The organism is Ignavibacteriota bacterium, from assembly GCA_013285405.1.
Taxonomy (GTDB): Bacteria; Bacteroidota; Ignavibacteria; order Ignavibacteriales; family Ignavibacteriaceae; genus IGN2.
On sequence record CP053446.1, the window covers coordinates 1,029,090 to 1,052,933 of the forward strand.

Annotated in this window: 21 protein-coding genes; 16 read left to right on the forward strand and 5 right to left on the reverse strand. The window is 35.4% G+C overall.

The genetic code is table 11. The features are described 5' to 3' along the window. Window positions 1-20: 20 nt before the first annotated feature. The 6 genes from HND39_04395 (at window position 21) to HND39_04420 (ending at window position 7,945) form a co-directional block, all read left to right on the forward strand. Window positions 21-1,490, forward strand: a complete 1,470-nt coding sequence (locus tag HND39_04395; protein ID QKJ95577.1) for an OmpA family protein — start codon at window positions 21-23, stop codon at window positions 1,488-1,490. Between the two features lie 28 nt (window positions 1,491-1,518). Then, window positions 1,519-2,766 (forward strand): peptidase T, encoded by a 1,248-nt coding sequence (gene pepT, locus HND39_04400; GenBank protein QKJ95578.1) that lies wholly within the window; start codon window positions 1,519-1,521, stop codon window positions 2,764-2,766. An 82-nt stretch (window positions 2,767-2,848) separates the two neighbouring features. Beyond that, entirely contained in the window at window positions 2,849-4,066 is a 1,218-nt protein-coding gene (locus HND39_04405; protein QKJ95579.1) for a U32 family peptidase, read from the forward strand. 110 nt (window positions 4,067-4,176) lie between these two features. Next, window positions 4,177-5,904: a proline--tRNA ligase gene (locus HND39_04410; GenBank protein QKJ95580.1), complete on the forward strand. Its 1,728-nt coding sequence runs from the start codon at window positions 4,177-4,179 to the stop codon at window positions 5,902-5,904. 29 nt (window positions 5,905-5,933) lie between these two features. Further along, complete coding sequence (locus tag HND39_04415; GenBank protein QKJ95581.1) at window positions 5,934-6,962, forward strand: hypothetical protein; 1,029 nt, start codon at window positions 5,934-5,936, stop codon at window positions 6,960-6,962. Between the two features lie 62 nt (window positions 6,963-7,024). Next, window positions 7,025-7,945: a hypothetical protein gene (locus HND39_04420; protein ID QKJ95582.1), complete on the forward strand. Its 921-nt coding sequence runs from the start codon at window positions 7,025-7,027 to the stop codon at window positions 7,943-7,945. 90 nt (window positions 7,946-8,035) lie between these two features. On the opposite strand, the gene HND39_04425 is transcribed toward HND39_04420, so the two are convergent. Genes HND39_04425 through HND39_04435 form a run of 3 tightly spaced genes read right to left on the reverse strand, consistent with a single transcriptional unit; the run spans window position 8,036 to window position 12,889 of the window. Next, window positions 8,036-10,021: an oligopeptide transporter, OPT family gene (locus HND39_04425; GenBank protein QKJ95583.1), complete on the reverse strand. Its 1,986-nt coding sequence runs from the start codon at window positions 10,019-10,021 to the stop codon at window positions 8,036-8,038. 11 nt (window positions 10,022-10,032) lie between these two features. Then, a complete protein-coding gene (locus HND39_04430) occupies window positions 10,033-12,411 on the reverse strand; it encodes a S8 family serine peptidase (GenBank protein ID QKJ95584.1) in 2,379 nt (792 codons plus the stop codon). Beyond that, on the reverse strand, window positions 12,389-12,889 hold the full coding sequence (locus HND39_04435; protein ID QKJ95585.1) for a S8 family serine peptidase: 501 nt from the start codon (window positions 12,887-12,889) through the stop codon (window positions 12,389-12,391). Before HND39_04435 ends, HND39_04430 begins: the two co-directional genes overlap by 23 nt. A 317-nt stretch (window positions 12,890-13,206) precedes the next feature. On the opposite strand from HND39_04435, the gene rsmI reads away from it, so the two are divergent. The 6 genes from rsmI to HND39_04465 all read left to right on the forward strand — a co-directional run bounded on the left by rsmI (window position 13,207) and on the right by HND39_04465 (window position 17,444). Then, window positions 13,207-13,878 (forward strand): 16S rRNA (cytidine(1402)-2'-O)-methyltransferase, encoded by a 672-nt coding sequence (gene rsmI / locus HND39_04440; protein ID QKJ95586.1) that lies wholly within the window; start codon window positions 13,207-13,209, stop codon window positions 13,876-13,878. Between the two features lie 18 nt (window positions 13,879-13,896). Further along, complete coding sequence (locus HND39_04445) at window positions 13,897-14,424, forward strand: hypothetical protein (GenBank protein ID QKJ95587.1); 528 nt, start codon at window positions 13,897-13,899, stop codon at window positions 14,422-14,424. 633 nt (window positions 14,425-15,057) lie between these two features. Beyond that, window positions 15,058-15,291, forward strand: coding sequence for a DUF433 domain-containing protein (locus HND39_04450; GenBank protein QKJ95588.1), 234 nt, complete (start codon window positions 15,058-15,060; stop codon window positions 15,289-15,291). Beyond that, window positions 15,291-15,653, forward strand: a complete 363-nt coding sequence (locus tag HND39_04455) for a DUF5615 family PIN-like protein (GenBank protein ID QKJ95589.1) — start codon at window positions 15,291-15,293, stop codon at window positions 15,651-15,653. Before HND39_04450 ends, HND39_04455 begins: the two co-directional genes overlap by 1 nt. A gap of 345 nt (window positions 15,654-15,998) precedes the next feature. Next, window positions 15,999-16,709, forward strand: a complete 711-nt coding sequence (locus tag HND39_04460; GenBank protein QKJ95590.1) for a GNAT family N-acetyltransferase — start codon at window positions 15,999-16,001, stop codon at window positions 16,707-16,709. Between the two features lie 366 nt (window positions 16,710-17,075). Beyond that, a complete protein-coding gene (locus HND39_04465) occupies window positions 17,076-17,444 on the forward strand; it encodes a hypothetical protein (GenBank protein QKJ95591.1) in 369 nt (122 codons plus the stop codon). Between the two features lie 28 nt (window positions 17,445-17,472). On the opposite strand, the gene rlmD is transcribed toward HND39_04465, so the two are convergent. Further along, a complete protein-coding gene (rlmD, locus tag HND39_04470; GenBank protein QKJ95592.1) occupies window positions 17,473-18,894 on the reverse strand; it encodes a 23S rRNA (uracil(1939)-C(5))-methyltransferase RlmD in 1,422 nt (473 codons plus the stop codon). After that, on the reverse strand, window positions 18,891-19,406 hold the full coding sequence (locus tag HND39_04475) for a methyltransferase domain-containing protein (protein ID QKJ95593.1): 516 nt from the start codon (window positions 19,404-19,406) through the stop codon (window positions 18,891-18,893). The genes rlmD and HND39_04475 overlap by 4 nt, the downstream gene beginning before the upstream one ends. Window positions 19,407-19,780: 374 nt before the next feature. Here HND39_04475 and HND39_04480 point away from each other — a divergent pair, with 374 nt between their 5' ends. The 4 genes from HND39_04480 (at window position 19,781) to HND39_04495 (ending at window position 23,807) form a co-directional block, all read left to right on the forward strand. Then, window positions 19,781-20,194 (forward strand): DUF1232 domain-containing protein, encoded by a 414-nt coding sequence (locus tag HND39_04480; protein ID QKJ95594.1) that lies wholly within the window; start codon window positions 19,781-19,783, stop codon window positions 20,192-20,194. Between the two features lie 58 nt (window positions 20,195-20,252). After that, entirely contained in the window at window positions 20,253-20,780 is a 528-nt protein-coding gene (locus HND39_04485) for an NUDIX hydrolase (GenBank protein ID QKJ95595.1), read from the forward strand. Window positions 20,781-20,979: 199 nt separating this feature from the next. Continuing rightward, window positions 20,980-22,683, forward strand: coding sequence for a DNA repair protein RecN (recN, locus tag HND39_04490; protein ID QKJ95596.1), 1,704 nt, complete (start codon window positions 20,980-20,982; stop codon window positions 22,681-22,683). 68 nt (window positions 22,684-22,751) lie between these two features. Beyond that, window positions 22,752-23,807, forward strand: a complete 1,056-nt coding sequence (locus HND39_04495; GenBank protein QKJ95597.1) for a hypothetical protein — start codon at window positions 22,752-22,754, stop codon at window positions 23,805-23,807. Window positions 23,808-23,844: the final 37 nt, after the last annotated feature.

The window sequence follows — 23,844 nt, forward strand, 5'->3', positions numbered from 1 at the left end:
ACTTTAACGGATCACTTTTGATGAAATTCACTTTCACCATTTTACTTTTTACTTTGCTTTTTTCTTCATTCAATTACACACAAACAGTCCAGACACAAAGGTATAACCCATTCTCAGGCACAGTGGTTTTTTCCGTTGAAGGTGGAACAACTCTCGCAAGCACAGATTACAGCGGACTCGGTGTTGACTATCTCGGCAGACTTTCAATTGAATATTTCTTTCCTGCACGGACAAAAAGTGGTTTCGGAATCAGAGCATTTTATAACGCGGGTTTTCTTACAGGCAGTGATTCAAATATTGATCCTCATGATTTCAGAACTAACATTTCAACTATCGGCGCAGGGGTAATTTTTAATTTAAGTGTTAACGATGTTGCATTCCCATATTTTTTTGCGGGCATAGCAAGCTTATCGTTTAATCCCAAAGGTGAAGGAGGAGTTGAACTGCCAAACAATGCAGCAAATGTTTACAGTACAACCGAAGTAAATTATCTCGGGGAACTCGGAGCGAGATATCCGGTGACGGAAAATCTTTCGGTGTCGTTAAGTTTTGGTTTACAAATTTCACCAAATGACTGGCTTGATGATAAAGCAATTGGTGTTGGCAATGATATGTTCTTTACAGCGATGGGTGGAATCTCATATTCTTTCTTAACAGAGTTTGATACAGATGGAGATGGAGTTGTTGATTCAAAAGATATGTGTGCAAATACACCGGCAGGAGTTAAAGTTGATGAGTTCGGCTGTCCGTTTGATTCTGATAAAGACGGAATTCCGGATTATCTTGATGAATGTTCCGGCACACCACAAGGCGCACCTGTTGATAAAAAAGGTTGTCCGTTAGATTCGGATAACGATGGAGTTCCTGATTACACAGATCTCTGTCCCGATACAACTCCCGGAGTAAAAGTGGATGAGTATGGATGTCCTTTTGATTCTGATGGTGATGGTGTTCCCGATCATCTTGACAGATGTCCCGATACTCCTTATGAAATTCAGGTTGATAAAAACGGCTGCCCAATGGATGAAGACCTCGATGGAGTTCCAGATCATCTGGATCAATGTCCCGGAACATTGCCCGGAGTTCAGGTAGATGAAAACGGATGCGAGTTAGTAATAGCTCCTCCTCCGCCACCTGTTGATCCCAATCAACTTATACTAAATTCAGAAACAAGTTTTGAATTTAACAGTGCTCAATTAAAGCCAGCAGCATTTCCTGAATTGGATAAAATGCTTGAGCAGATGAAAAAATATCCAATGTCCCGCTGGAGAATTGAAGGACATACAGATAACATTGGTTCAGAAGATGGAAATATTAAAATGTCTCAGATGCGTGCTGAGTCTGTATTAAATTATTTTGTATCAAGAGGAATACCTCAAATTAGATTTGAAGTAGCAGGTATGGGAAGTAAATCTCCGATAGCTGATAACAAAACCGAGGAAGGCAGAGCAAAAAACAGAAGAGTGGAAATTATTAGAATTGATAAATAATAATCTTAAATAGAAACCCGGAGGAATAATGTTCGATCCAAAATATAAATTCACTTGTGTTGATCGTTTTTTGAAGTATGTTAAATACGATACTCAATCAGATGAAGAATCAACTTCATTTCCAAGTACGGAAAAACAAAAAAAGCTTTCCGCTGATCTTGCAAAAGAATTAAAGAGAATGGGACTGAAAGATGCAGCTATGGATAAATGGGGATACGTTATGGCAACAATTCCTGCAACGACTACAAAGAAAGTTCCGCCTGTTGCTTTCATTGCACACGTTGATACTTCACCTGCAGTAACTGGAAAAAATGTAAAACCAATCATTCATAAAAAATACAAAGGCGGCGATATAAAACTGCCTAACGGCGGATGGGTAATCAAAGTTAGTGAAAATCCTGATTTAAAGAATATGAAAGGATTTGATATTATCACAACCGACGGATCAACTTTGCTTGGGGCTGATAATAAAGCCGGTGTTGCTGAAATTATGGATGCAGTAAATTATCTGCTCACACATCCGGAAGTAAAACACGGTCCAATAAAAATTTGTTTCACTCCCGATGAAGAAGTTGGCAGAGGCACAGAAAAAATAGATTTGAAAAAACTTGGAGCAAAATACGCTTACACAGTTGATGGTTCAAGTCGTGGTGAAGTTGAATCTGAAACTTTCAGTGCTGATATGGTTGTGTTAAAGTTCATCGGAAAAAATATTCATCCAGGCTATGCAAAAAACCAGATGATCAACTCGATAAAGATTGCTGCTGCATTTATGGAAAGTCTGCCAAAGAAAACTCTTTCACCGGAAACGACTGAAAAAAGACAGGGATATGTTCACTGCACAACAATAAGCGGACTCGAAGAAGTTACGACACTTAAAATAATCATCAGAGATTTTGAAACTGCAAAATTGAAAAAGTATGAACAGCTTCTTGAAAAACTTGCAAAGCAAGCAGTTGCAAAATTTCCTGGTTCGAAATATGAGTTTAAGGTTGTCACTCAATACAGAAATATGAAAGAAGTCTTGGTTAAACATCCGCATGTTACAAAGTATGCAGTTCAGGCGATGAAGAATCTCGGAATCAAACCGATAATGAATCCGATTCGCGGTGGTACGGATGGTTCCAGATTATCTTTTATGGGTTTGCCATGTCCGAACATATTTGCAGGTGAACATAGTTTTCATTCACAGCTTGAATGGGTTGCTGTTCAGGATATGGAAATGGCGGTGAAGGTGATTGTTGAAATAGCAAAGATTTGGGAGAAGAGAAGTTAATTCAATGGCACGCAGATGACACAGGTTGAGCTGATCAGCGCAGATCAGTTTAATCAGTGTAATCTGCGTTCTATTTTTTAAAATGAAAAGATCATATAAAAAACCTGAACTAATGGCTCCTGCCGGTGATTGGACAATGCTTCGCACCGCAGTTAAAGCCGGTGCAGATGCAGTTTACTTCGGTGTTGATAAGCTGAATATGCGAGCCAAAGCAAAAAACTTTTCAATCGAAGAACTACCAGAGATATCTAAATTCTGTAAATCAAAAAAAGTTAAGACTTATCTTACACTCAACTCAATTGTGCTCGAAGATGAACTTGCTGAAGCAGAAAAAATAATTAAAGCAGCAAAGCGAGCAAAGATTAACAGAATTATTTGCTGGGATCTTGCAGTTGCCGAACTTTGTCACAGGCATAAATTTCCTTTCTGCATTTCAACTCAGGGCTCCGTATCTAATTCACTCGCAGCATCAGTTTACAAAAAACTTGGTGCAGTTCGGATTGTTCTTGCACGTGAATGCTCTCTTGATGAAATAAAAAAAATAAAAGCAAACACGGATCTTGAAATTGAAACATTTATTCACGGGGCGATGTGTATTGCTGTTAGCGGAAGATGTTTTATGAGTCATCATCTTTTCGGACAAAGTGCAAACAGAGGCGAATGCATTCAACCTTGCAGGAGAGAATACCAGGTTTACGATTCCGCTGCAAAGAAATCATTAATGATTGGCGATGATTATGTTCTCTCACCAAAAGATCTGTGTACAATTGAATACATTGATCAACTGATTGAAGCAGGAATTGATTCATTCAAAATTGAAGGAAGAAAAAGAGCACCCGAGTATGCAGCAACAACAGTTTCAGTTTACCGGAGAGCAATTGATCTATACTTTAAAAAGAAACTCTCAGCAGAAAAGAAAAAAGAATTTCTTAAAGAACTTGAAACAGTTTACAACCGTGGATTCTCAGCAGGATTTTATTTTGGTAAACCTTCTTCAGAAGATTATTCAGGAGTTGAAGGAAGCAAAGCAACTACACGAAAAGTTTATGTTGGAAAAGTTCTTAATTATTTTAAAAAACCAAAAGCTGCTCATATTCTGCTTGAATCCGGTAAATTAAAGTTAAATGATAAAATTTTAATTATCGGCGAAACTACAGGACTTGTGGAAATATCTTTGAACGAAATATTTGTTGACGCAAAATCTTCGCGACAAGCACAAAAAGGAGATGAGATAACACTCATTACATCCGGATTAGTCAGGCGAAATGATAGAGTATATTTAGTTGAAGAATTGAAGTAGTTTATAATAGATTATGAATAGAGTTTAATTGATCATCAAATACTTTGAAGAGCCTTTTCAAATCAGTATTTTTTAACCTCAAAATTTCAATTTAAAAAAGATAATTAGATATGAAACTCAGCAAATATTTTGTACCTACACTTAAGGAAGTGCCTTCCGATGCAACTGTAACAAGCCATGTGCTTATGCTTCGTTCCGGAATGATAAGAATGTTGTCTGCAGGAATTTATTCTTTTCTGCCATTGGGTTACAAGGTTGTGCGGAAAGTTTCGCAAATCATAAGGGAAGAAATGGATGCAATTGGTGGACAGGAATTTCATCTGCCCGCACTTAATCCAAAAGAAATCTGGGAAGAAACAGGAAGAGTAGAAGCATTTGGAGATATTCTGTTTCAAATTAAAAACAGAGAATATGTTCTGGCACCGACTCATGAAGAAATAATAACCTTTCACGCAAAGAATGTTGTTAAATCATATAAAGATATGCCGCAGATCTGGTATCAGATTCAAACTAAATTCAGGAATGAACCAAGACCGAGAAGCGGAGTTATTCGCGGCAGACAATTTTTAATGAAGGATTCTTACACTCTTGATATTTCCTATGAAGCTCTTGATGAATCTTATGAATTGCACGACAAAGCTTACAGAAAGATTTTTGACAGATGCGGTTTAAAATATTTTGTGGTCGGTGCATCAAGCGGCGCAATGGGTGGAACAGGTTCAGAAGAGTTTATGGTAAAATCAGAAGCTGGCGAGGATACAGTTGCTTATTGTTCATCTTGTGGATATGCAGCGAATGTTGAAGTTGCTGTTTCGAAAGTTGATGTTATACCAAGAGAGAAAGAAAGTAAATCAATTTATGAAATTCATACTCCTAATGTAAAATCAATTGATGAGCTTTGTGCGTTTTTGAAGACCCGCCTGCCGGACGGGCAGGTTGACGAAACCGTTTGTGCCAAATCAAGAGTTTACATCAATGATGGAAAACCTCTTTTGATTTTGATGCAGGGAAATGATGAAGTCAATGAATCGAAATTGACAAAATTACTGGGCGGAAATGTTCGCCCTGCTCATCCGGAAGAATTATTGGCAATTACCGGTGCTGATGCAGGTTCAATTGGTCCGATTGGTTTTTCCCAAAGGGATGGCAAGCCAAATGGAAAAATTATTGCTGATTTAAAATTAAAAGATCGGAATAATCTTTTCAGTGGTGCAAATAAAAATGATTACCACATTGGTGGAATTGATTTGAAACGTGATACCTTGACAATAGAGTATGAGGATTTGAGGATTGCACAATCCGGTGAAGGATGTCCGAACTGTAATAATAAGCTTGAAGTATTTACTGCAATTGAGCTTGGACATATTTTCAAACTCGGCACAAAATATTCTGAAGCACTCAAGGCATTTTACCTCGATGAAAAAGGAGAAGAGCATCCGATTGTTATGGGAAGCTATGGAATCGGTGTTGAAAGAGTAATGGCTTGTTATGTTGAACAAAACCATGACGATAAAGGAATAATCTGGAATAAAACTCTTGCCCCATTTGATGTTCATCTTATTGCACTGAATATGAAAAATGAAAATGTAGTCGCAGCATCAGAAAAAATTTACAATGAACTGAACAAAGCAGGTTATGAAGTTTTATTTGATGATCGTGATGCAGCAGCAGGTTTTAAATTTAATGATGCAGATTTACTTGGAATGCCCGTTCAGATTGTAATTGGTGAAAAGAAATTGAAGGATGGAAAATGTGAAATAAAAATCAGGAGGTCAGGTGAGAGGTTCGATGTTGAAATCAACAATGTGCAGAAAAAAATTAATGAACTATTATTATAATCCTTTATAAAAATCTTAAGAGCAGGTGTATGATTAAAGAATGGTCAGAAGAAGAAATAAAAATTCTCAGAGAAAATTACTCCAGTAAAGGCTCAAAACATGTTGCTGAGAGTATTGGCAGAAGCAGAGAAGCTGTAATGGCTAAAGCTGTGAAACTGCAACTTCGTGTACCCCCGGTTTGGAGTGAAGAAGAAATAAAATTCATTAAAAGATTCTATAAAAAAAGGGGAGCTAAATATGTCGCGAAAAAATTAGGTAAAAAGCAAGATGCTGTAATAGCAAAAGCCGGTAAGCTTGGCATCAGATACAATGGTCTTCGAAGTTGGGAGATATGGGAGGACAATTATTTGCGAAGGCATTATTATGACAGAGAAAAAATTTCTATCTCGCGTGTACTTAAACGTTCAATACCTGCTATTCTGGCAAGAGCGCATATTCTTAAATTGACTGAAGCCAGAGCAGAAAAATGGTCAGATTCCGAAAAAAATTTGCTTCGTGAATTATATCCTGACAGGTCAAACTCAATTGAAGATATTTCAAAAAAATTGAATCGCACCAGGTATGGCATTCTTCAGCAATCGCAAGTATTAGGTCTAAGCAGACCAAGACATCAGCATGAGTGGTCGAAAAATGAACGAGGATATTTATTGAAAAATTATAAAACTAAAAGTTACGGAGAGATGGCAAAAGACCTTGGTATGACTTACAGTTCGATAGCACATAAAATTAGCAGATTAGGATTGAAAGTAAGAGAAAAGGGACGACCTTGGACAGAAGACGAAAAGGAATTTATCAGACAGAATTATAAAAAGATGCCAACGAAAGATATTGCCCGGAAATTAAACAGAACTGTAAATTCCATTATCACAGTTGTTGGACCACTTGGTGTCAGCAATTCGCGGCCACGACCTTGGAGTGAGGAAGAAAAAGATTTTTTAATAAAAAATTATTCGCGTATTTCAATAGTCGAAATTTGCAAGACTCTTGGGAGAAGTAAACAATCCGTTACCTCCATAGCATCAAAATTAAATCTCACAAAAAAAAGATCTTTAAGCTAAATTTAGTGTGGGAAATTGAGAGTATATCTTAATCTCATCAACAATTGTTCAAAAGAAACTTTATGCCTAATCGCTGGACAGAAGAAGAATTAAAGATTCTTAAAAAATTTTATAGTAAAAGAGGAGCCAACTATGTTGCAGAGTTCGTGGCGCATAGTGCGGATACTGTTATGTTCAAAGCCGCTCAACTTGGATTAAGAACAAATAAATTTCGTAAGTGGGAAAAATGGGAAGACAATTACCTCCAACGTCATCACAATGACCGAAACTACTACTCGATAGCAAAAACACTCAAGAGGTCAAAGAAATCAGTAATACACAGAGCTTCGAAATTAAAATTAACAAATATGCGATCAGAATTCTGGAACCAGGAAGATTTAAAACGATTAGAAGAGATGTATCCAGATCGTAATTTTTCACTTAAAGAAATTGGTGCAAAGCTTAACAGGTCACCTGTTTCAATAATGATTAAAGCACGAAGGATGAAGTTTAAAAGAGATGATCACATTTATCGGTGGTCAAAGAGAGATCATAATTATTTACTAAAAAATATCGGTACGAAAACAAACAGAGAAATTGCACAACATCTTGGCATAAAAACTCATAAGGTTGATCAATACATTCAAAGACATAAACTTGCACGTTACAAGAAAAAACCGGAATGGACAAATGCGGAAAAAGAATTCCTGAGAAGTAATTACAAAAAATTATCCGTTAAAGAAATTGCAAACCAATTAGACAGGACAGTAGTTTCAATTAAAAATACTGCCAGCAGGATGGGTCTCGGTTCAAGAGAAAATAAATTATGGAACAGTGAAGAAGAAAAATATTTGAGTGATAACTATTCGAAGTCAGATGTGAATCAACTCTCTGAATATCTTAATCGTGCTAAAAGCTCAGTTGCCGGGAAAATTCGTAGAATGGGTTTATCGAAGAGGAAAAAGTCTATTTTCAAATCTTCAAACAAGTTGAAAAATAAATAATAAAAAAAGACGCACCTGTGATGCGTCTTTTCAAAAAATAATTATCTCTTCCTTTCGGGGGAAATGTCACGAAGAGACAGAGCAGACCTCTTAATCTGTATCCGGTTTACCTCTCAATGAATCCCAGATCATATAAACACAAAGCAACGCAAACATTACGATTCCAATTAATTCAGCAGCGTGTGATTCTGCCCAATCGTAATTGACCCAGTTCAATCCCTGCCATCTGAGGATTGCACTAACAACTCCCATCAAAGCTCCGCCAGCAATAAAACCTGAAGCGATTAATGTTCCTCTTTCTCTTCTGGCATTATTAATATTTTCATCTTTACTTCTTGTAGAAACGAAATGAGCAATCAATCCACCAACTAAAAGCGGAGTGTTTAACTCAAGTGGAATATACATACCAAGTGCAAATGCAAGAGCAGGAACTTTGATCATTGTTAAAACTAAAGCCAGTATAGCACCAACAATATAAAGCGTCCACGGTGCTGGCTGTTGATCCATCAATGGTTGAATTACAGCAGCCATTGCATTTGCTTGTGGTGCAACCAAAGCACCCTCGCCAACAAAACCGTAAGTTTCATTTAAAATCATAATAACAAAACCAACAGTTAAAGCAGAAACAAGAACTCCAAGAAATTTCCATCTTTCCTGTTTGATTGGAGATGAACCAAGCCAATAACCAATTTTTAAATCTGTAATAAAACCGCCAGCCATTGAAAGAGCTGTACAAACAACGCCGCCGATAATAAGAGCAGCAATCATACCTGAACTTCCTTTTAATCCTACCGAAGTAAGAATTATTGAAGACAGAATTAATGTCATCAATGTCATTCCGCTTACAGGATTTGTTCCGACAATAGCGATTGCATTTGCTGCAACGGTCGTAAATAAAAATGAAATCACAAGAACGATCAGTAAACCAGCCAAAGCCCAGCCGATATCATAAACAACACCCATATAAAAGAAAACAAGCAGAAGAATTGCGGTGAGTACAATTCCTACTATAATAATTTTCATTGGAAGATCACGTTGGGTTCTGACCTGAGTATTGTTGGCGTGTTTCTTTTCAAATATTTCTTTGAATCCGAGAGAGATAGCGTCTCGGATGATTTTGGAAGATCGAATAATCCCGATAATTCCTGCCATTGCAATTCCGCCTATACCAACGTGCCGGACATACTGCCTGAAAATTTCTTCGGCACTCATTGCAGAAATTAATTTTGTGGCTCCAGTACCAAAAGTTTCCGTAAGTCCGCCACCGATGTAAGAGATGACCGGAATTAATAAATACCAGGAAACAAATGAACCTGCAGCTATTATTGCCGAGTATTTTAATCCAACTATGTATCCAAGTCCCATCACTGCTGCACCAAGATTCAAACGAAAGACAAGCTTAAATTTATCGGCGAGCATTTCGCCAAAGCCAAAAACCCTTGTGGTAAAAACTTCACTCCACCAGCCAAATGTTGCAATGATAAAATCATAAATACCACCGATTAATCCACTCACTACTAAAACTAAAGCCTGTTTACCGCCTTTTTCTCCAGCTACTAATATTTCTGTTGTTGCTGTTGCTTCGGGAAACGGAAATTGTCCGTGCATTTCTGCAACAAAATATTTTCTGAAAGGAATCAGAAAAAGAATTCCGAGTACACCACCAAATGAAGAAGCTAAAAATATTTGAAAAAATTCCGCATCAAGATTTAGGATATACAATGCAGGAATTGTGAAGATTGCTCCTGCAACTATCAAACCTGAATTTTGTCCGATGGATTGAATAATTACATTTTGTCCGAGCGGACTTTTTATTTTCATCAAAGTTGAAACTCCAACTGCAATTATTGCAATCGGAATAGCAGCTTCGAAGACCTGACCGATCTTTAAGCCAAGATAGGCTGCTGCTGCAGAAAACAAAACAGCCATTAGTAAACCCATAATCACCGAGTATGGAGTAATTTCCTGCGGAGTCGTATTTGCTGGCATTAATGGCTTATATTCTTCACCGGGTTTTAGCTCTTTGTAAGCATTTTCGGGAAGTCCTTTTATTGCTCCTGATGTGTGTTCACTCATAATGTTTCCTCTTAGAATTTGAATTTAATTGGAAGTTCATACTCTGTCTTTTTTGTTGATGAAGATTCAAATATAATTTTCCCAAACGGATGTGAATTATCCGGGAAATATTCATTCGGCTTTTCGAAATCTATTTGAAGCTGCTTTGGCAACGACGGATATAAATTAACGTTTGGTTTCTTTTCGCTCAATACATTAATGCTGTAGTCGGATTTAAAAGTTGCAATCTCAGTAAGCTTGATATCTGCAGAGCTTGATCCAAGAGCAAAGCCAGGAACAATCTCCAGTATATATTCAGTTGAATCACTATCGGATGTATTAGGTATGCTGATGCTTCCATTACTGTAGCTTAATGCATCTGATTCGACAAAATAGCCATCAGTATCGGAAATCAACAGAGCAAGGTCCGTCAATTTAGCAAAATCAGTTTTTGCCATTTCAATTTTAAATTCTTTTGATGCTTCACCTTTCCTGAGAATGAACGGCATTCTGAATTTTTCGCTCCCACTGATTGTGATATTATGATTTAACTCGTAACCGTTTAATTTTCCATTCAGATTATAAATTGCAGGTCCGTTGAAATAATTTACGACTTCAATCTGATTATCTTCTGCTGATATAATTTTATCATCAAGTCTGTTTATTCCATAAAACTGAATTGAAAGATCATAGGATGAAATACTTTTAGCAAGGAAAATACCATCAACGACGACTTCATAAACTCCCGGTTCGAGATTATAATACGATCCTTCAACTTCATTCTTATTGTCAAGAGTATGCACCTGTGATGAAGCATCAATACTGATTCCATCGGGAGAAAATAATACATATCTGACTCTTGCATAATCTTTACCTGAAGCAGATAATTTAATTTTCATACCGGTCTGACCGGCTGGTACATCAATAAAATATCTTTTGAACAATCCTTGTTCAACTTTTTCATCCTTCCAGCTTCTGTAGTAATTATCTTCATAACTGAATCTGTACGGCATAACGACCGTTGCCTGCATTTCAAATTCCGGAAATCCTGAATTGTCATCGCGGTAAGCTTTAAGTCTTCCTGTGTATAAACCAGGTTCCTTCATCTTTGCCAGATCAAATTTTACATTTACGAAAGTTGATTGTTCATTTCTGATATAAGTTTTTTTCTGAATTGGGATAAGCCAGCCTGCCTGACCGGTAGGCAAGTCACTATCGCTTTCAATCCTGAATGATCTGTAAAATTTTTCACCTTCATGAAATCCATTTCTGGTAATTGAAAATGTGAATGTGTCTTCACTTCTGAGAAAAGATCCGTCTCTCAAATAAAGGTTTTGTGCTTTTCCAAATGGTGCATTCGGCGCTAATGATGAGATTGTGTAGGACTCAAATTTATTTACCTCACCGTCTTCAATATATTTTTTTAATTGATTGTATGCGTTGATCACATTTATATAACCATGACCTTGATCGAGATTGCTGTATCCATCCATTTTTACAGCACCTTCACGAACAGCTTTAAATAAAAGTTGTGATGGAATTTTTACATCAGGATATTCTTGTGCAGCAGCACTTAGTAAAAGCGAAATAACTCCTGCAGAATACGGAGCTGCCATACTGGTACCCCAGAATCTATCCCAACCTGTCCAGTTTGGTACTGTTGATGTATTTGCTCCTGGAGAACAAACATCTGGTTTTCGAACTTCAGCACCTCGCGATGAGAAAAAAAGTATTATATCCCTGTTTAATGTTGCTCCGTATAGATCCGCACCAACATCTTTTGTTAAAACAGCACCGGAAGAAAATATTGAATAAGAAGCTGATGGTAATCCAACACTTGATATTCCGGGTCCTTCGTTTCCACTGCTGCCGCAAATGTAAAGGTATGGATTTTCTTTTGTCAGATCTTCAAGAAATTTTTCGATATCAGCATGTCCCTCTAACTCAGAACCGATACCAAAGCTCATATTAACAATTACCGGCACTTTCATCTCTTTGGAGATTTTATCAGCATAGAGATAAGAATTTTTCATACTTTCGGTAACTGTGCATCCGCCGGAATAAAGATTATTACCAAGTTTCATACTCATCATTTTTGCACCGGGAGCTATTCCATTGAAATTAATTCCCCCGATTTGATAGCCACCAGCTATTCCCGCAACGTGAGTTCCATGCGAACCATCATCAAAATGAAATGAAACAATTCCAGATGAAGCCGGGTCTTCCGACTTCGCTCCCGGAAGAACATTCAAACCCATTGTAAGCGGTGGAAGATCTCCGGGATAGCTAAAAGAGAATGCATCCTGTTTTTCTTTGTAATTTCTTATCGGCTTCTCATCCGAAATATCTCCGTCACCATTCAAATCAACATATACAATCCAGAATGTATCAGTTCCTTTCAGTAGTTTCAAATAATACAATTCCAAAAACATCTTCAAGATCTCCATCTCCGTTTAAATCACCAGCACCGGAACCGGAGTTTTTTAATATATTTTCTGCAAATCCTCCGATATAATAAATATTATCTTTCGATGAATATTGTAATGATGATGATGCAGTAACTGAAAGTGTATCATGCGTAAAAATTGTTTTACCATCATCGGTCTCAACGTCAGCTTCGTAATAACTAACGTCACCTTCGTGAGTAAAATCCTGTACATCGATAAACTTAATTTCACCGGTTGATGTTTTTTTAAGTCCATCAACACCAATATCAACACCCGTATCAAGAATAATAATAATAGTTCCTCTGCCATCGTATTCAGGATGAAGAGTTAAAAATTCCTTTACACCAGTATCTTTTAATTCAAGAAAAGTCTGCCCGATATCCTGAGTGTAAACCGAAATGGCTGCAAGAAAACACAACATAAAAATTTTAATGCTATTCATATTAAAACTCTGTTAATGAAATGAAAATTGTTAAGAGTAGATAAATTTTTTAATCTTTTCACAAATTATATTGATGTGATTTATGATAATTCTGCAAGAAACATACACAAACTTAATAAAGTTGTCAGAATTTACCTTCTGAAAAATAAGAGTTTTGTCATATTGAGTCCCGCATAAGCGGGACGAAATATCTCGGTGTTAATGCATAATGAGATTCTTCATCCGACGGCTGCCGGATTCAGTATGACAGCCGATAAAATTTTTCATAAGTTTCAAAAAACAAATCCATTTTAACTGGATTTGACTAATTTTATTGTATGAAAAAATCTCTTTTTATTGTCTCTACTCCAATAGGTAATTACGAAGATATTACTCTTCGTGCATTACGGGTTCTCAAAGAAGTTGATTTTATTATTTGCGAGGATTTTAAAGAAGCACGGAGACTTCTTTCGAAATACAAAATTGAAAAACAATTGGTAGAACTGAATGAACACAATGAGAATGAAGTTTCAGATGAAATTCTGATGAAGCTGCTTGAAGGAAAATCTGCTGCCATTATTTCTGATTGCGGAACTCCACTATTTTCTGATCCCGGACATTTGCTTGTTGATCTGGCAATTCAGAATAAGATAGATGTTATTCCAATTCCCGGTGCAAGTTCACTGCTAACAACTCTGGTTGGAAGTGGAATGGACTTTGAAAAATTCTATTACTACGGCTGGCTTTCACCAAAGAAAGATATCCGCAGAAAGCAACTGTTCGATTTGAAAAGGAGAAAAGAAACAATTGTATTAATGGATACTCCATACAGACTCAAAACTTTAATGGAAGATATTGTAAAAATTCTTGGCGCAAATATTCCTTGCGTTCTTGCATATGAGCTTACAAAAGAAAAAGAAAAATTTTACAGAGGAAACGCCGGCAATATTTTAAGTCACGTTGAAAAAGAAAATTTAAAGGGTGAGTTTGTGTTGGTCATAAAAAATTAAAATTGCCACGAGGAATGAATGAAATCAAAAAAATATTTTTTGATTTTTATATTATTAACCCCTGTATTTATACAAGCAGAATCAATTGATTCATTACTTACCGATAATTCTGAGAGAACAGATACAATCAAAATAAGATATTCTGATAATGAAACCTTTTGGGGATTTTCTCTTGGTTATTTTCCTATATGGGATGAAGATTTTGAAAGTGGCGGAATGTCAACAACTTTTTACTCTGAAAGTAAAATCTCAAAAATTTTCAAACTTGGCTGGTCGCTTCAATTAAATTTTGCTATCGATGGTGGTGGATATTTATCAGTAAATGGTTATCTCAGTCATCCGATAAAAATTAACAGCCATACGTTATTAATTAAAGGAGGCGCAGGATTAGCTACAATAATTTATCCGTCTTTAGTCGGATTCCTCGAAGCTGAATATCTGATCTGGGAATTTGAAGACTCTGCCATCTCAATATCGGTATCAGAATGTATTCCAGGATTTCAAATGTTAATGCCACCTGTAATTTCGGTTGGAATACTTTTCTAAATTACTTTTTAAGTAGCTGAGTGGCGAACTCAGGCATTGGTCTGCAGAAGCATTTCAACCGGTCTCATCCTATTTCGGCTGTCACGGACGATTCCGTTACAGTATTATCAGTCACGGTACGGAGTTCGTCTGAATACTGTCATTCCGAACCTGCCTTGCCGTCAGGCAGGCTTGTTTCGGAATCTCACACGTGGATTTTGAATTAAATAAAGAACCTGAAACAAGTTCAGGTTGACAAAACACTAGTTCTCAGACAGACTCACGACCGTGCCTGCCTTGGTATGTATTCAAGAACTATTTGAGTTGAGAAAAAGAAATTATTTTCTTACTCACATTCTAACTAACAACGCTGCATTTTCGATATGATAAGTATGTGGAAACATATTAACAGGTTTCATCTTAATTAATTTATATCCACCATCAACAAGCATTTTGATATCTCTCACCGGAGTAGATCGATTGAAACCCATGTAAATAATTATCTGGAGATAAAATTCAATTATTCGATATTGGCAAACTGATATGCAAATGAAGGATAGTCTTTAAGCTTATCCTGAACTAAGTTCATTAGTAAATATTTCAATGAATAATTATTAATTTTTGTCTAATTTAGAAACAGAAAGGAATATAATTATGAAAACAAATTATATAGTATCCGACCCTGAAATAATGATGGGCAAACCCATAATAGCAGGTACAAGAATTACGGTCGAATTAATTTTGGAAAAACTCTCTGCGGGTGAAAGTGTTGATCAGATAGTTCACGAACATCCGCAGATTACAGCAGAAGCTATTAAAGCTGCTCTGGCGTTTGCGGCGCAAGCATTAAAGGCAGATATAATTTATCCCTCCGAAAAAAATATTTGATGCAATTTGTTGCGGACGAAAATATTGACGAGCCTATAATACAGGCATTAAGAAAATTGCATTTAGAAGTCATATCGATTAGTGAATCAATGCCAGGTTCGTCTGACTCGGATGTGCTGGTATTCGCAAATAAAAGAAACGCATTTGTTATAACTTCTGATAAAGATTTTGGTGAATTAATTTTCAGGCAGAGGAAAATATTGAAAGGAGTTATACTACTCAGATTGCATGGACTTTTGATTGATGAGAAAGTCAGAATAGTCGAAGAATTTTTTATAAAACATAATAATTCCTTTAAAGATAATAATTTGTTTATTGTGATTTCAGAAAACAGTGTACGGATTAGAAAAAGTATTTTCTAAATTTACTTAAATAACAAAGCCACATTCTCTATATGATAAGTATGTGGAAACATATTAACAGGTTTCATCTTAATTAATTTATATCCACCATTAACAAGTATTTTGATATCTTGGTGCTTTGTCAAAGGGTTCTGGCTGGCGTCAACAAATCATTGAACTAAATTCCAGAAAATCTTTTTTCAAATAAAAGAAAAATAATAAGCAAAGAGGTTGTAAAATCTGCATTCCTGGATAATGAGTTTGCTCTGATTCTCCAAAACTTTTAAATTAAAGATGAGAATAAAATTAGTGTTATGATTTCTGGATAAAAATACTGAATTTTAATTCGTTAAATAAGGAGTAAATATGAACGACTATGAATTAAAAATAAAAGATGATATCACTGTAAATACAATTTCTAAAGCAATATTAAATGAAACATCAAAACTAGGATTTAAACGGGCAGACTATATTTCGCTCGTAAACAATTTGCTGGATGTTTCTATTAACAATTCTATTTCTGAACCTAAAGTAAAATCAGAAACCGACGTTAAAACCAGTAAATTGAAATTTCCAATTCGCGGTGAGCGAATTCAGCTAAGATTATTTAATCCTAAACACGATTACGATATTATTCAGAATTGGTTAAACGATAACACAAGTCGATGGTTTTTACTCGATCGTTCTTCTTACCGGGACAAAACTCTTATTGAAATTATTAACGATGAAGAGAACATCTTTGGGATTATTTCACTTCCGGATAATACACCAATTGGACTAATGGCTTTTTTAAATTACGACCAGACTAATTGTAAAGCAGAAATGAGAAAATTAATTGGTGAAAAAATTTATCGTGGAAAAGGTTATGCTAAAGAAGCCACAATGTTATGGATTAAGTATGGCACCAGGAATTTAGGTCTGAAGAAAATCTATCTCAATACAATTGAAAATAATATCAGGAACATTACATTAAACAGAGAACTTGGATTTCAGATAGAAGGTCTCCTCAGGAAAGAGTTTTTAATTAATGATCAATACTACGACGTTCTCAGGATGGCATATATTGTTGAGGATTAAGTGCGATTGTTTTTTATTTCCTGATAATTGAACTCAATTCTAACAACTATTTTAACTTACCGAACCAAACTTCATCATCATTCCATCAAGGGACTAAGATAAAAATATTTTTTATTCCGTCGCTTTTAATCTTTCACAAATATCTGCGTATTTATTTGAAACATTAAAATTCATTATTTAAAAATGATTATCGTTTAGAGACAACGATGCATCGATCTTAGTGCAAATAAAAAGTTTATTGATGGTATGGAAATTGGACTTCAGTGATGTACTACTAATTGAGGGCACATTGAGCTTACGAATATTTGCTCTGTCAGGCACAACGTGAAATTTTTATAAACACTATTATCAATCCAAGGAAGTAAAATGTATCCGGACTATAATGCTATGGTTAATGAATTTATCAGACCAGTCGTCTCTTTGTTACTGTTTGTTTTTATGATTTTAGGATGGATAACAGCATTCCATCTGTTGAAAGAAAACACAATACTAAGAATTAAACTTGGGAAAGAAGATGAAAAAATCAAAGAGAATTTTAAAATCTGGGTTTTGAGAAAAAGTGCACCGCTTGTATTTCAATTTTATTCCTTCAAAACTTTTTTGCAGGACAGACAATTCTACCCGGAAATTAAAAGTTCATTCAAAAAGAAAGCACTGAAATTATCTTTAAAGTTTGGTGTTATTGCTACAATAGTTGCAAGTATTTTTGGTATTGATATTACCAGTACAAGTTGAAAAACTATAAATAATATTCAGAGAAAAATTATTTAATTAACAATGCAACATTCTCTATATGATAAGTATGTGGAAACATATCAACCGGTCTGATCTTCACTAATTTATATCCGCCTTCGACAAACAATTTAATATCTCGAACTTGTGTTGTTGGATTACAGCTAACATAAACAATTTTTTTTGGGTTTAATTCAAGAACATCTTTTACTGTTGTGCTATGCATTCCGCCTCTTGGAGGATCAAGAATTATTACATCAGGTTTTGGAAGAACATTTGTGAATGGTAAAAATGATTTATAAAGATCAGCCTGAACAAAGGATACGTTATCAACTTTATTAATTTCCAGATTCTCTTTCGCATCATAAATTGAAGATTCAACAGATTCAAATCCGTAAACTTCTTTTGCATTTCCCGATACATAAATTGCAATCGTTCCTGCCCCGGAATAAAGATCATAAATTATTTCGTCACCGTTTAAGTCAGCGTATTCCAAAGCAGTATTATAAAGTTTTTCTGCCTGAATTGTGTTTGTCTGGAAGAAAGAATTGGCGCTGATTCTGAATTTATATTTTCCGATTTTGTCAAAAATGTATCCGCTTCCGAAATAAACGATTTCATAATCGCCGACAGCAATAGAAGCTTTCTTCTTGCTGATATTATTTAGAATTGTTTTTATTTCAGGAAATTTATTTGTCACTGCCGAGACGTATTCTTTCATCAGCAATTCGTTCTCTTCATAAGTTACAAGATTGAGCATAATCTCTTTTGTATTTTGAGCTTGTCTGATAACGAAGTTACGTAAGTAACCGGATTGAGTTTTAGTATTATAGATTGTAGTGTGACGCTTTTTGAAAAATTCTCTTGTGAAATTCAGTATGTGATTACTAAGTTCTGATTGCAGAAAGCACTCATCTATATCCAGTATTTTTTCGAAGTTATTCGGAACATGAAGACCGAGGAAAAATCCTTTGTCAGGTGTTGTCTCATTTTCCAGAATTTTAACCCATTGCGAGTCAGAAAAAGAAAATTCCATTTTGTTTCTGTAATAGAATACATTCTCTGATGGAATAATTTTTTCAATTTCAAAATTTTTAAATCCGCCATCATGATTAAAGATATCTTCAACCTGTTCCTGTTTGTAAGCAATCTGCTGATTATAATCGAGGTCTTGCTGTTTGCAGCCGCCGCAAATCCCAAAATATTTGCATCGCGGCTGAACCCTCTGCGGTGAAGATGAAATCACTTCTTCAGTAATTGCCTCTGCGTAAGATTTTTTTAACTTCTTGATTTTAGCTGCAACAGTGTCTCCGGGATAAGCACCATTGACGAATACTATAAATGATTCAGGTTCATGATTTCCCGATTGATTATCAATTTCAATTTTTCCAATGCCTTTACCTTCAAAAGCATACCTGTCAACTTTGATTTGAATAATATCACCCTTATTCAATTTACTTTCCTCGCAATTAAAGATTTAAAGCCAATGTATTTATCGCCTCCGTGTTTAAGGTAAGCGTTGGCTTCATGTTTTATTCTTGAAATATATTTTTTGTTGTTGTCTTTTTCTTCTTTGTTTGTGGTTGAAACTTCCAGAAGAGTTTTTTCAAAATACTCTCTTAAAGATGAGGAATGATCCTGCTCGTTCATTACATAAAATCCTTTACTCTCATAAAAACTTTTTATTGATGATGACAAAATTGGTTCAAGATTGCTTCGTTCCCAAATATCCTTCACAAATGCAGGAACTGGCTCATTGAGTGAAACGATTTCGCCAACACAAACTATACCTTCCGTGGTGAGAATTCTCTTAAATTCTTTCAAAATATTTTTTCGTTCATAAACTGAAATTGAACCTTGTGCAAAAATCAAGTCAAAATAATCATTGTTAAAATCTGTATGAACATAATCCATCATTTTAACTTTTATTCTTTCATTGGTATTAAAATTCAGATTGTATTGCAAAACTGAAACATAATCATCTGATACAACAAATATCTTTGAGAATGATTCTAATAGTTTTAAAGCAACAGATTCACAGTTTGGACCGACGATTAATGCATTGTTTCCCTGCGGCTTATGTTGTCCAAGTAAAAACTTAAGCTGTTCAAACCCGCCCGGAAGCTGAATGTTTTCTGTTAAGATTTATTCCTCAGTAAATTATTTTTTCTAAATACAAATTTAATCAATAAAATATTTCGGAAATCACTATAATTTTTTTCTTTGTCTTTCGGTTTATTAAAACTTATTTTTTAGCAGCAATTTTATGATTCTATTGTAAATCTATGTGATCAAAATCATCTTATTTCCATACAAATAATTCGAATAGGAGCTTCAAAATGAGAGAAAATAAAATAGAAGAATATGTTACTGAGGACGATATTTTTGAAGGCAGTGATGATCTTGGAGCCCTTAATTTTGGGCAAATGAATGGTCAGAAGATGGAAGAATACAAAGAGAAAGAAAAATTTGTTGATGAAAATCTTTGGGGCAAACTTGAAAGCTCCGGAAAAAGAATTTCTTTCGCGAAAGATATTCTTGCACTATATCGCTACATGAAAGATCCGTTTGTCAAATGGTATCGGAAAGCTATCGTCATTGCTGCACTATTTTATTTTATTGTTCCGATTGATACTATTCCGGATCTCACACCACTGTTTGGTTATCTTGATGACCTTGGGGTAATTACCGCTCTGTTAAAATATCTTGGCAGCGAATTACTGAGCTATTATCCGGATGGTTATAGAAGCTGAAAATAATTTTGCAAGAATTATTCAGTAGCAGCACAATTCATTAAATCCTGGAATCCAAATGAACTATCGTATTATTAGTAGTCAAGTAATCTACAAGGGCAAAGTGTTTAATACACTTGTCGATCAGATCGAATACAATAGCGGTAACAAAGCTATCCGTGAAGTTGCTGAACATCCCGGAGGCGCAGTTGTTGTTCCTGTTACGGATAACGGAAAAATTGTTATGGTTACACAATACCGCTTTCCGGTTAAAGAAGTTCTGTTGGAACTTCCTGCCGGAAAATTATCAAAAGGTGAAGATCCAAAAGTTTGTGCTGTAAGAGAACTTGAGGAGGAAACAGGATATAAATCTGATGATATAAAATCGTTAGGAAGCATTTACACAACTCCCGGCTATTCAACCGAAAAACTTTGGATATATCTGGCTGAAAATTTGAAACCCGGTAATTATAATCGTGAAGAAGGTGAATTTGGAATGGAAGTTTTCGAATTATCGTTACCAGAAGTTGAGGAAAAAATTTATAACGGTGAGATTGTCGATGGAAAAACTATCTGTGGGATTTATTTAGCAAAAAAATTCTTTTGATGATTAAAATCATAACAAGATATTTTTATTGATATGAGGCTATTTCAAAAGTTTAACAATGTCAGGCTGAGTCTTTCGATAAACTCAGGTCAAGCACTGTTGAAGACTGACAATTTGGGTTAAAATCACCTTTCGACAAATTCAGGTTTACAGAAATAATTAGTTATAAGACAGCCTCTTTTTATTTGATAAATAATTTATGCTCAAATCCTTAGAAGTAAAAGATTACGCTTTAATAGAACACATCTCGGTTGAGTTCGGGAACGGACTTAATATTATCACGGGAGAAACCGGTGCCGGTAAATCAATTTTAATCGATGCAATGAGTTTGCTTCTTGGTGAAAGAGCATCAACAGAAGTTATTCGCAAAGGAGCTCAAAAATCTTTTGTTGAGGGAATCTTTGAAGTAAAAGCAAATAAGAAAGTAAAATCTCTCCTCGAAGAAAATGAAATTGAGTTTGCTGATGAGTTGATCGTACGCCGCGAAATTTCATTTAAAGGATCAAACCGGTGTTTTATTAACGATACTCCCGTAAATCTCAATCTTGTGAAAGATATTGGAAATCAATTAGTTGATCTCCACGGTCAGCACGAGCATCAATCTCTTCTCCGGACAGAAACACACATTGACTATCTTGATGAGTTTGGTAATTATGAGGAACTGCATCAACAATACAAAAATATATTCTCCGAACTGGTAAAAAATGAAAAAGATTTGGCTGATCTTCAGTCAAAAGAAAACAGCATAAAGGAGAAAAAAGATTTTTATTCATTTCAGATAAAAGAAATTGACAATATTTCACCTCAGGAAGATGAGGAAGAAAAGTTAAGTGAAGAACTAAAAATACTGGAAAACTCAGAGAAGCTGGCGGAGGCAACATCTGAAATTTATCAACTTCTTTACGAATCCGATAACTCAATCCAGTATTCTTTATCGAAAGTAAAATCGCTTTTACAAAAACTGAATGAAATTGACAAATCATTTTCTGAATCGTTTAATGAATCTCAATCTGCACTTGCTCAGATTAATGACATTTCAAATTTTATCCGAAGTTATAACACAAAAATAAATCTCGATCCGGAAGAAGTTGAAGAAAAACGACAACGGCTTGGTGCAATAAATCTTCTTAAGAAAAAATATGGCAGCTCTGTGAAAAGTATTCTTGAATATCGTAAAAAGATTGGTAAAGAATACGAGCTGGCTGAAAATTTTTCCGGAAAGATTGATGAATTATCAAATAATATTTTCGAACTAAGAAAGACAGCGGGAAACCTGGCGAAAAGTTTGTCAAAGAAAAGGGAACAAACAGCAGCAATTGTAAAGAAAGGAATAGAAGAAACATTAAGAGAACTGGGTATCCAGAATCCGCAGTTTAAAACAGAAATAAAAAATTTAACTGCAGAAATTGAATCGGGAATTTTTGTTGACAAAAAGTTTTTCAAAGCAACTTCAAAAGGAATTGATGAAATTGAGTTTCTCATCTCAACAAATCCCGGTGAAGATTTAAAACCTCTTGCCCGGGTTGCATCTGGCGGAGAAGTTTCCAGAATAATGCTTGCCCTTAAATCAACTCTTGCAAAGACTGATAAATTACCATTACTTATATTCGACGAAATTGACGTTGGAGTCAGCGGTAGAATTGCTCAGAAAGTTGGCAGAGCACTGAAAAATCTTTCGTCTTTTCATCAGGTAATTTCAATTACTCATTTACCGCAAATTGCAAGTCTTGCTGATCACCATTTTTCAATTGAAAAGATAACAAATAAAGAGCGAGTAATAAGTTCGATAAAAAAATTACCACAATCGGAAAGAATTACGGAAATAGCACGACTTCTGAGCGGTGAAAAAGTAACTGAAGCCAGCCTCAAAAGCGCCCGCGAGTTGATTGGTCAGAAGGAATAATATTTGCTGCTTATAGCTGTTAATCATTATTGATTTTCAGAAGCATTTTTAATCTTCGAACCAACAGGATGAAAAAAACATTTAAAATATTTTTTATCGGATTTATTTTACTTCAGCATTTCACGATGAAGATTTATTCTCAGTCAATTGCTGAAACGCTTTCTAATTTATCTTCCGATGCAGTATTGAAATATTCAGAACCGGTAATCAGTGCATTCGGCTCAAGTATGAACTCAGGCTGGTTCACAGGATTGCCTTCTTCAACAAACGGATTTCATGCAAAATTAAGATTCGTTGGTGTCGGTTCATTCTTTTCTGATGATCTGAGAACATTCAATCATACAGGAAATCTCAGACTCACTTCAGCACAGGTTGATGAAATTCTGATTTCTTCCGGGTATAACCCAAACACAATCCCGAATTACGAATCAGTTAAAAACGAAATACTTTCAAGAGATTGGGAAGTTTTTTTTAACGGACCAACTATCACCGGAAATTATGATGATTTCCTGAGAGTTGATTTTCCATCCGCTGAAGTACAAGGTTACACAATCGATCAGTACACACTCGAACTTACTGATGTTCGAGGATATCTGGACAATATTGACATTATGCCTTCACCGGCTATGCAGCTTGATCTTGGCAGTTTAGTTGGAACCGGTGTATCGGTTCGTTATTTCCGTGGAATAAATCTTCAGGATTTAGGAATAGTGAATATCTGGGGCGCCGGTTTTACCCACAATTTAAATTACTGGTTTGCTGATGAATTACCGATCGAAATAGGTTTCGGATATTATTTCCAGGATTTCAGAGTCGGTGATATTTTTAAGAACACAGCATCACAGTTAGGAATGTTTATCAGTAAAAGATTTGGTGGAAGAATTTCAATTGAGCCGTATGCAAGTTTAACTTATGAAAATTCACGAAGCGAAATAGATTACAAATATGAATTTGATAGTCCGGCAGGAAGACAAGAACTTCAACTGAATATAGATTACGACGGTGATCGGACAGTTAACCTTGCAATCGGAACATCAATAAATCTTTCAATTTTTGTTGTGAATTTTGATTATAAATTCGGCGGTACAAATACAGGAACAGCGGGTGTAGGTTTCGGATTTTAATTATTTACTGTTTCATTTCTTTAGCCTTTCTCATAAC

Bases quoted from the DNA above. Each gene is read 5' to 3' on its own strand.
- HND39_04415 (QKJ95581.1), top strand. From the start codon at position 5,934: ATGATTAAAGAATGGTCAGAAGAAGAAATAAAAATTCTCAGAGAAAAT.
- HND39_04410 (QKJ95580.1), top strand. From the start codon at position 4,177: ATGAAACTCAGCAAATATTTTGTACCTACACTTAAGGAAGTGCCTTCC.
- HND39_04480 (QKJ95594.1), top strand. From the start codon at position 19,781: ATGAGAGAAAATAAAATAGAAGAATATGTTACTGAGGACGATATTTTT.
- pepT (QKJ95578.1), top strand. From the start codon at position 1,519: ATGTTCGATCCAAAATATAAATTCACTTGTGTTGATCGTTTTTTGAAG.
- HND39_04420 (QKJ95582.1), top strand. From the start codon at position 7,025: ATGCCTAATCGCTGGACAGAAGAAGAATTAAAGATTCTTAAAAAATTT.
- rsmI (QKJ95586.1), top strand. From the start codon at position 13,207: ATGAAAAAATCTCTTTTTATTGTCTCTACTCCAATAGGTAATTACGAA.
- HND39_04425 (QKJ95583.1), bottom strand. From the start codon at position 10,021: ATGAGTGAACACACATCAGGAGCAATAAAAGGACTTCCCGAAAATGCT.
- HND39_04435 (QKJ95585.1), bottom strand. From the start codon at position 12,889: ATGAATAGCATTAAAATTTTTATGTTGTGTTTTCTTGCAGCCATTTCG.
- HND39_04460 (QKJ95590.1), top strand. From the start codon at position 15,999: ATGAACGACTATGAATTAAAAATAAAAGATGATATCACTGTAAATACA.
- HND39_04485 (QKJ95595.1), top strand. From the start codon at position 20,253: ATGAACTATCGTATTATTAGTAGTCAAGTAATCTACAAGGGCAAAGTG.
- HND39_04445 (QKJ95587.1), top strand. From the start codon at position 13,897: ATGAAATCAAAAAAATATTTTTTGATTTTTATATTATTAACCCCTGTA.
- recN (QKJ95596.1), top strand. From the start codon at position 20,980: ATGCTCAAATCCTTAGAAGTAAAAGATTACGCTTTAATAGAACACATC.
- HND39_04395 (QKJ95577.1), top strand. From the start codon at position 21: ATGAAATTCACTTTCACCATTTTACTTTTTACTTTGCTTTTTTCTTCA.
- HND39_04495 (QKJ95597.1), top strand. From the start codon at position 22,752: ATGAAAAAAACATTTAAAATATTTTTTATCGGATTTATTTTACTTCAG.
- HND39_04455 (QKJ95589.1), top strand. From the start codon at position 15,291: ATGCAATTTGTTGCGGACGAAAATATTGACGAGCCTATAATACAGGCA.
- HND39_04465 (QKJ95591.1), top strand. From the start codon at position 17,076: ATGTATCCGGACTATAATGCTATGGTTAATGAATTTATCAGACCAGTC.
- HND39_04450 (QKJ95588.1), top strand. From the start codon at position 15,058: ATGAAAACAAATTATATAGTATCCGACCCTGAAATAATGATGGGCAAA.
- HND39_04405 (QKJ95579.1), top strand. From the start codon at position 2,849: ATGAAAAGATCATATAAAAAACCTGAACTAATGGCTCCTGCCGGTGAT.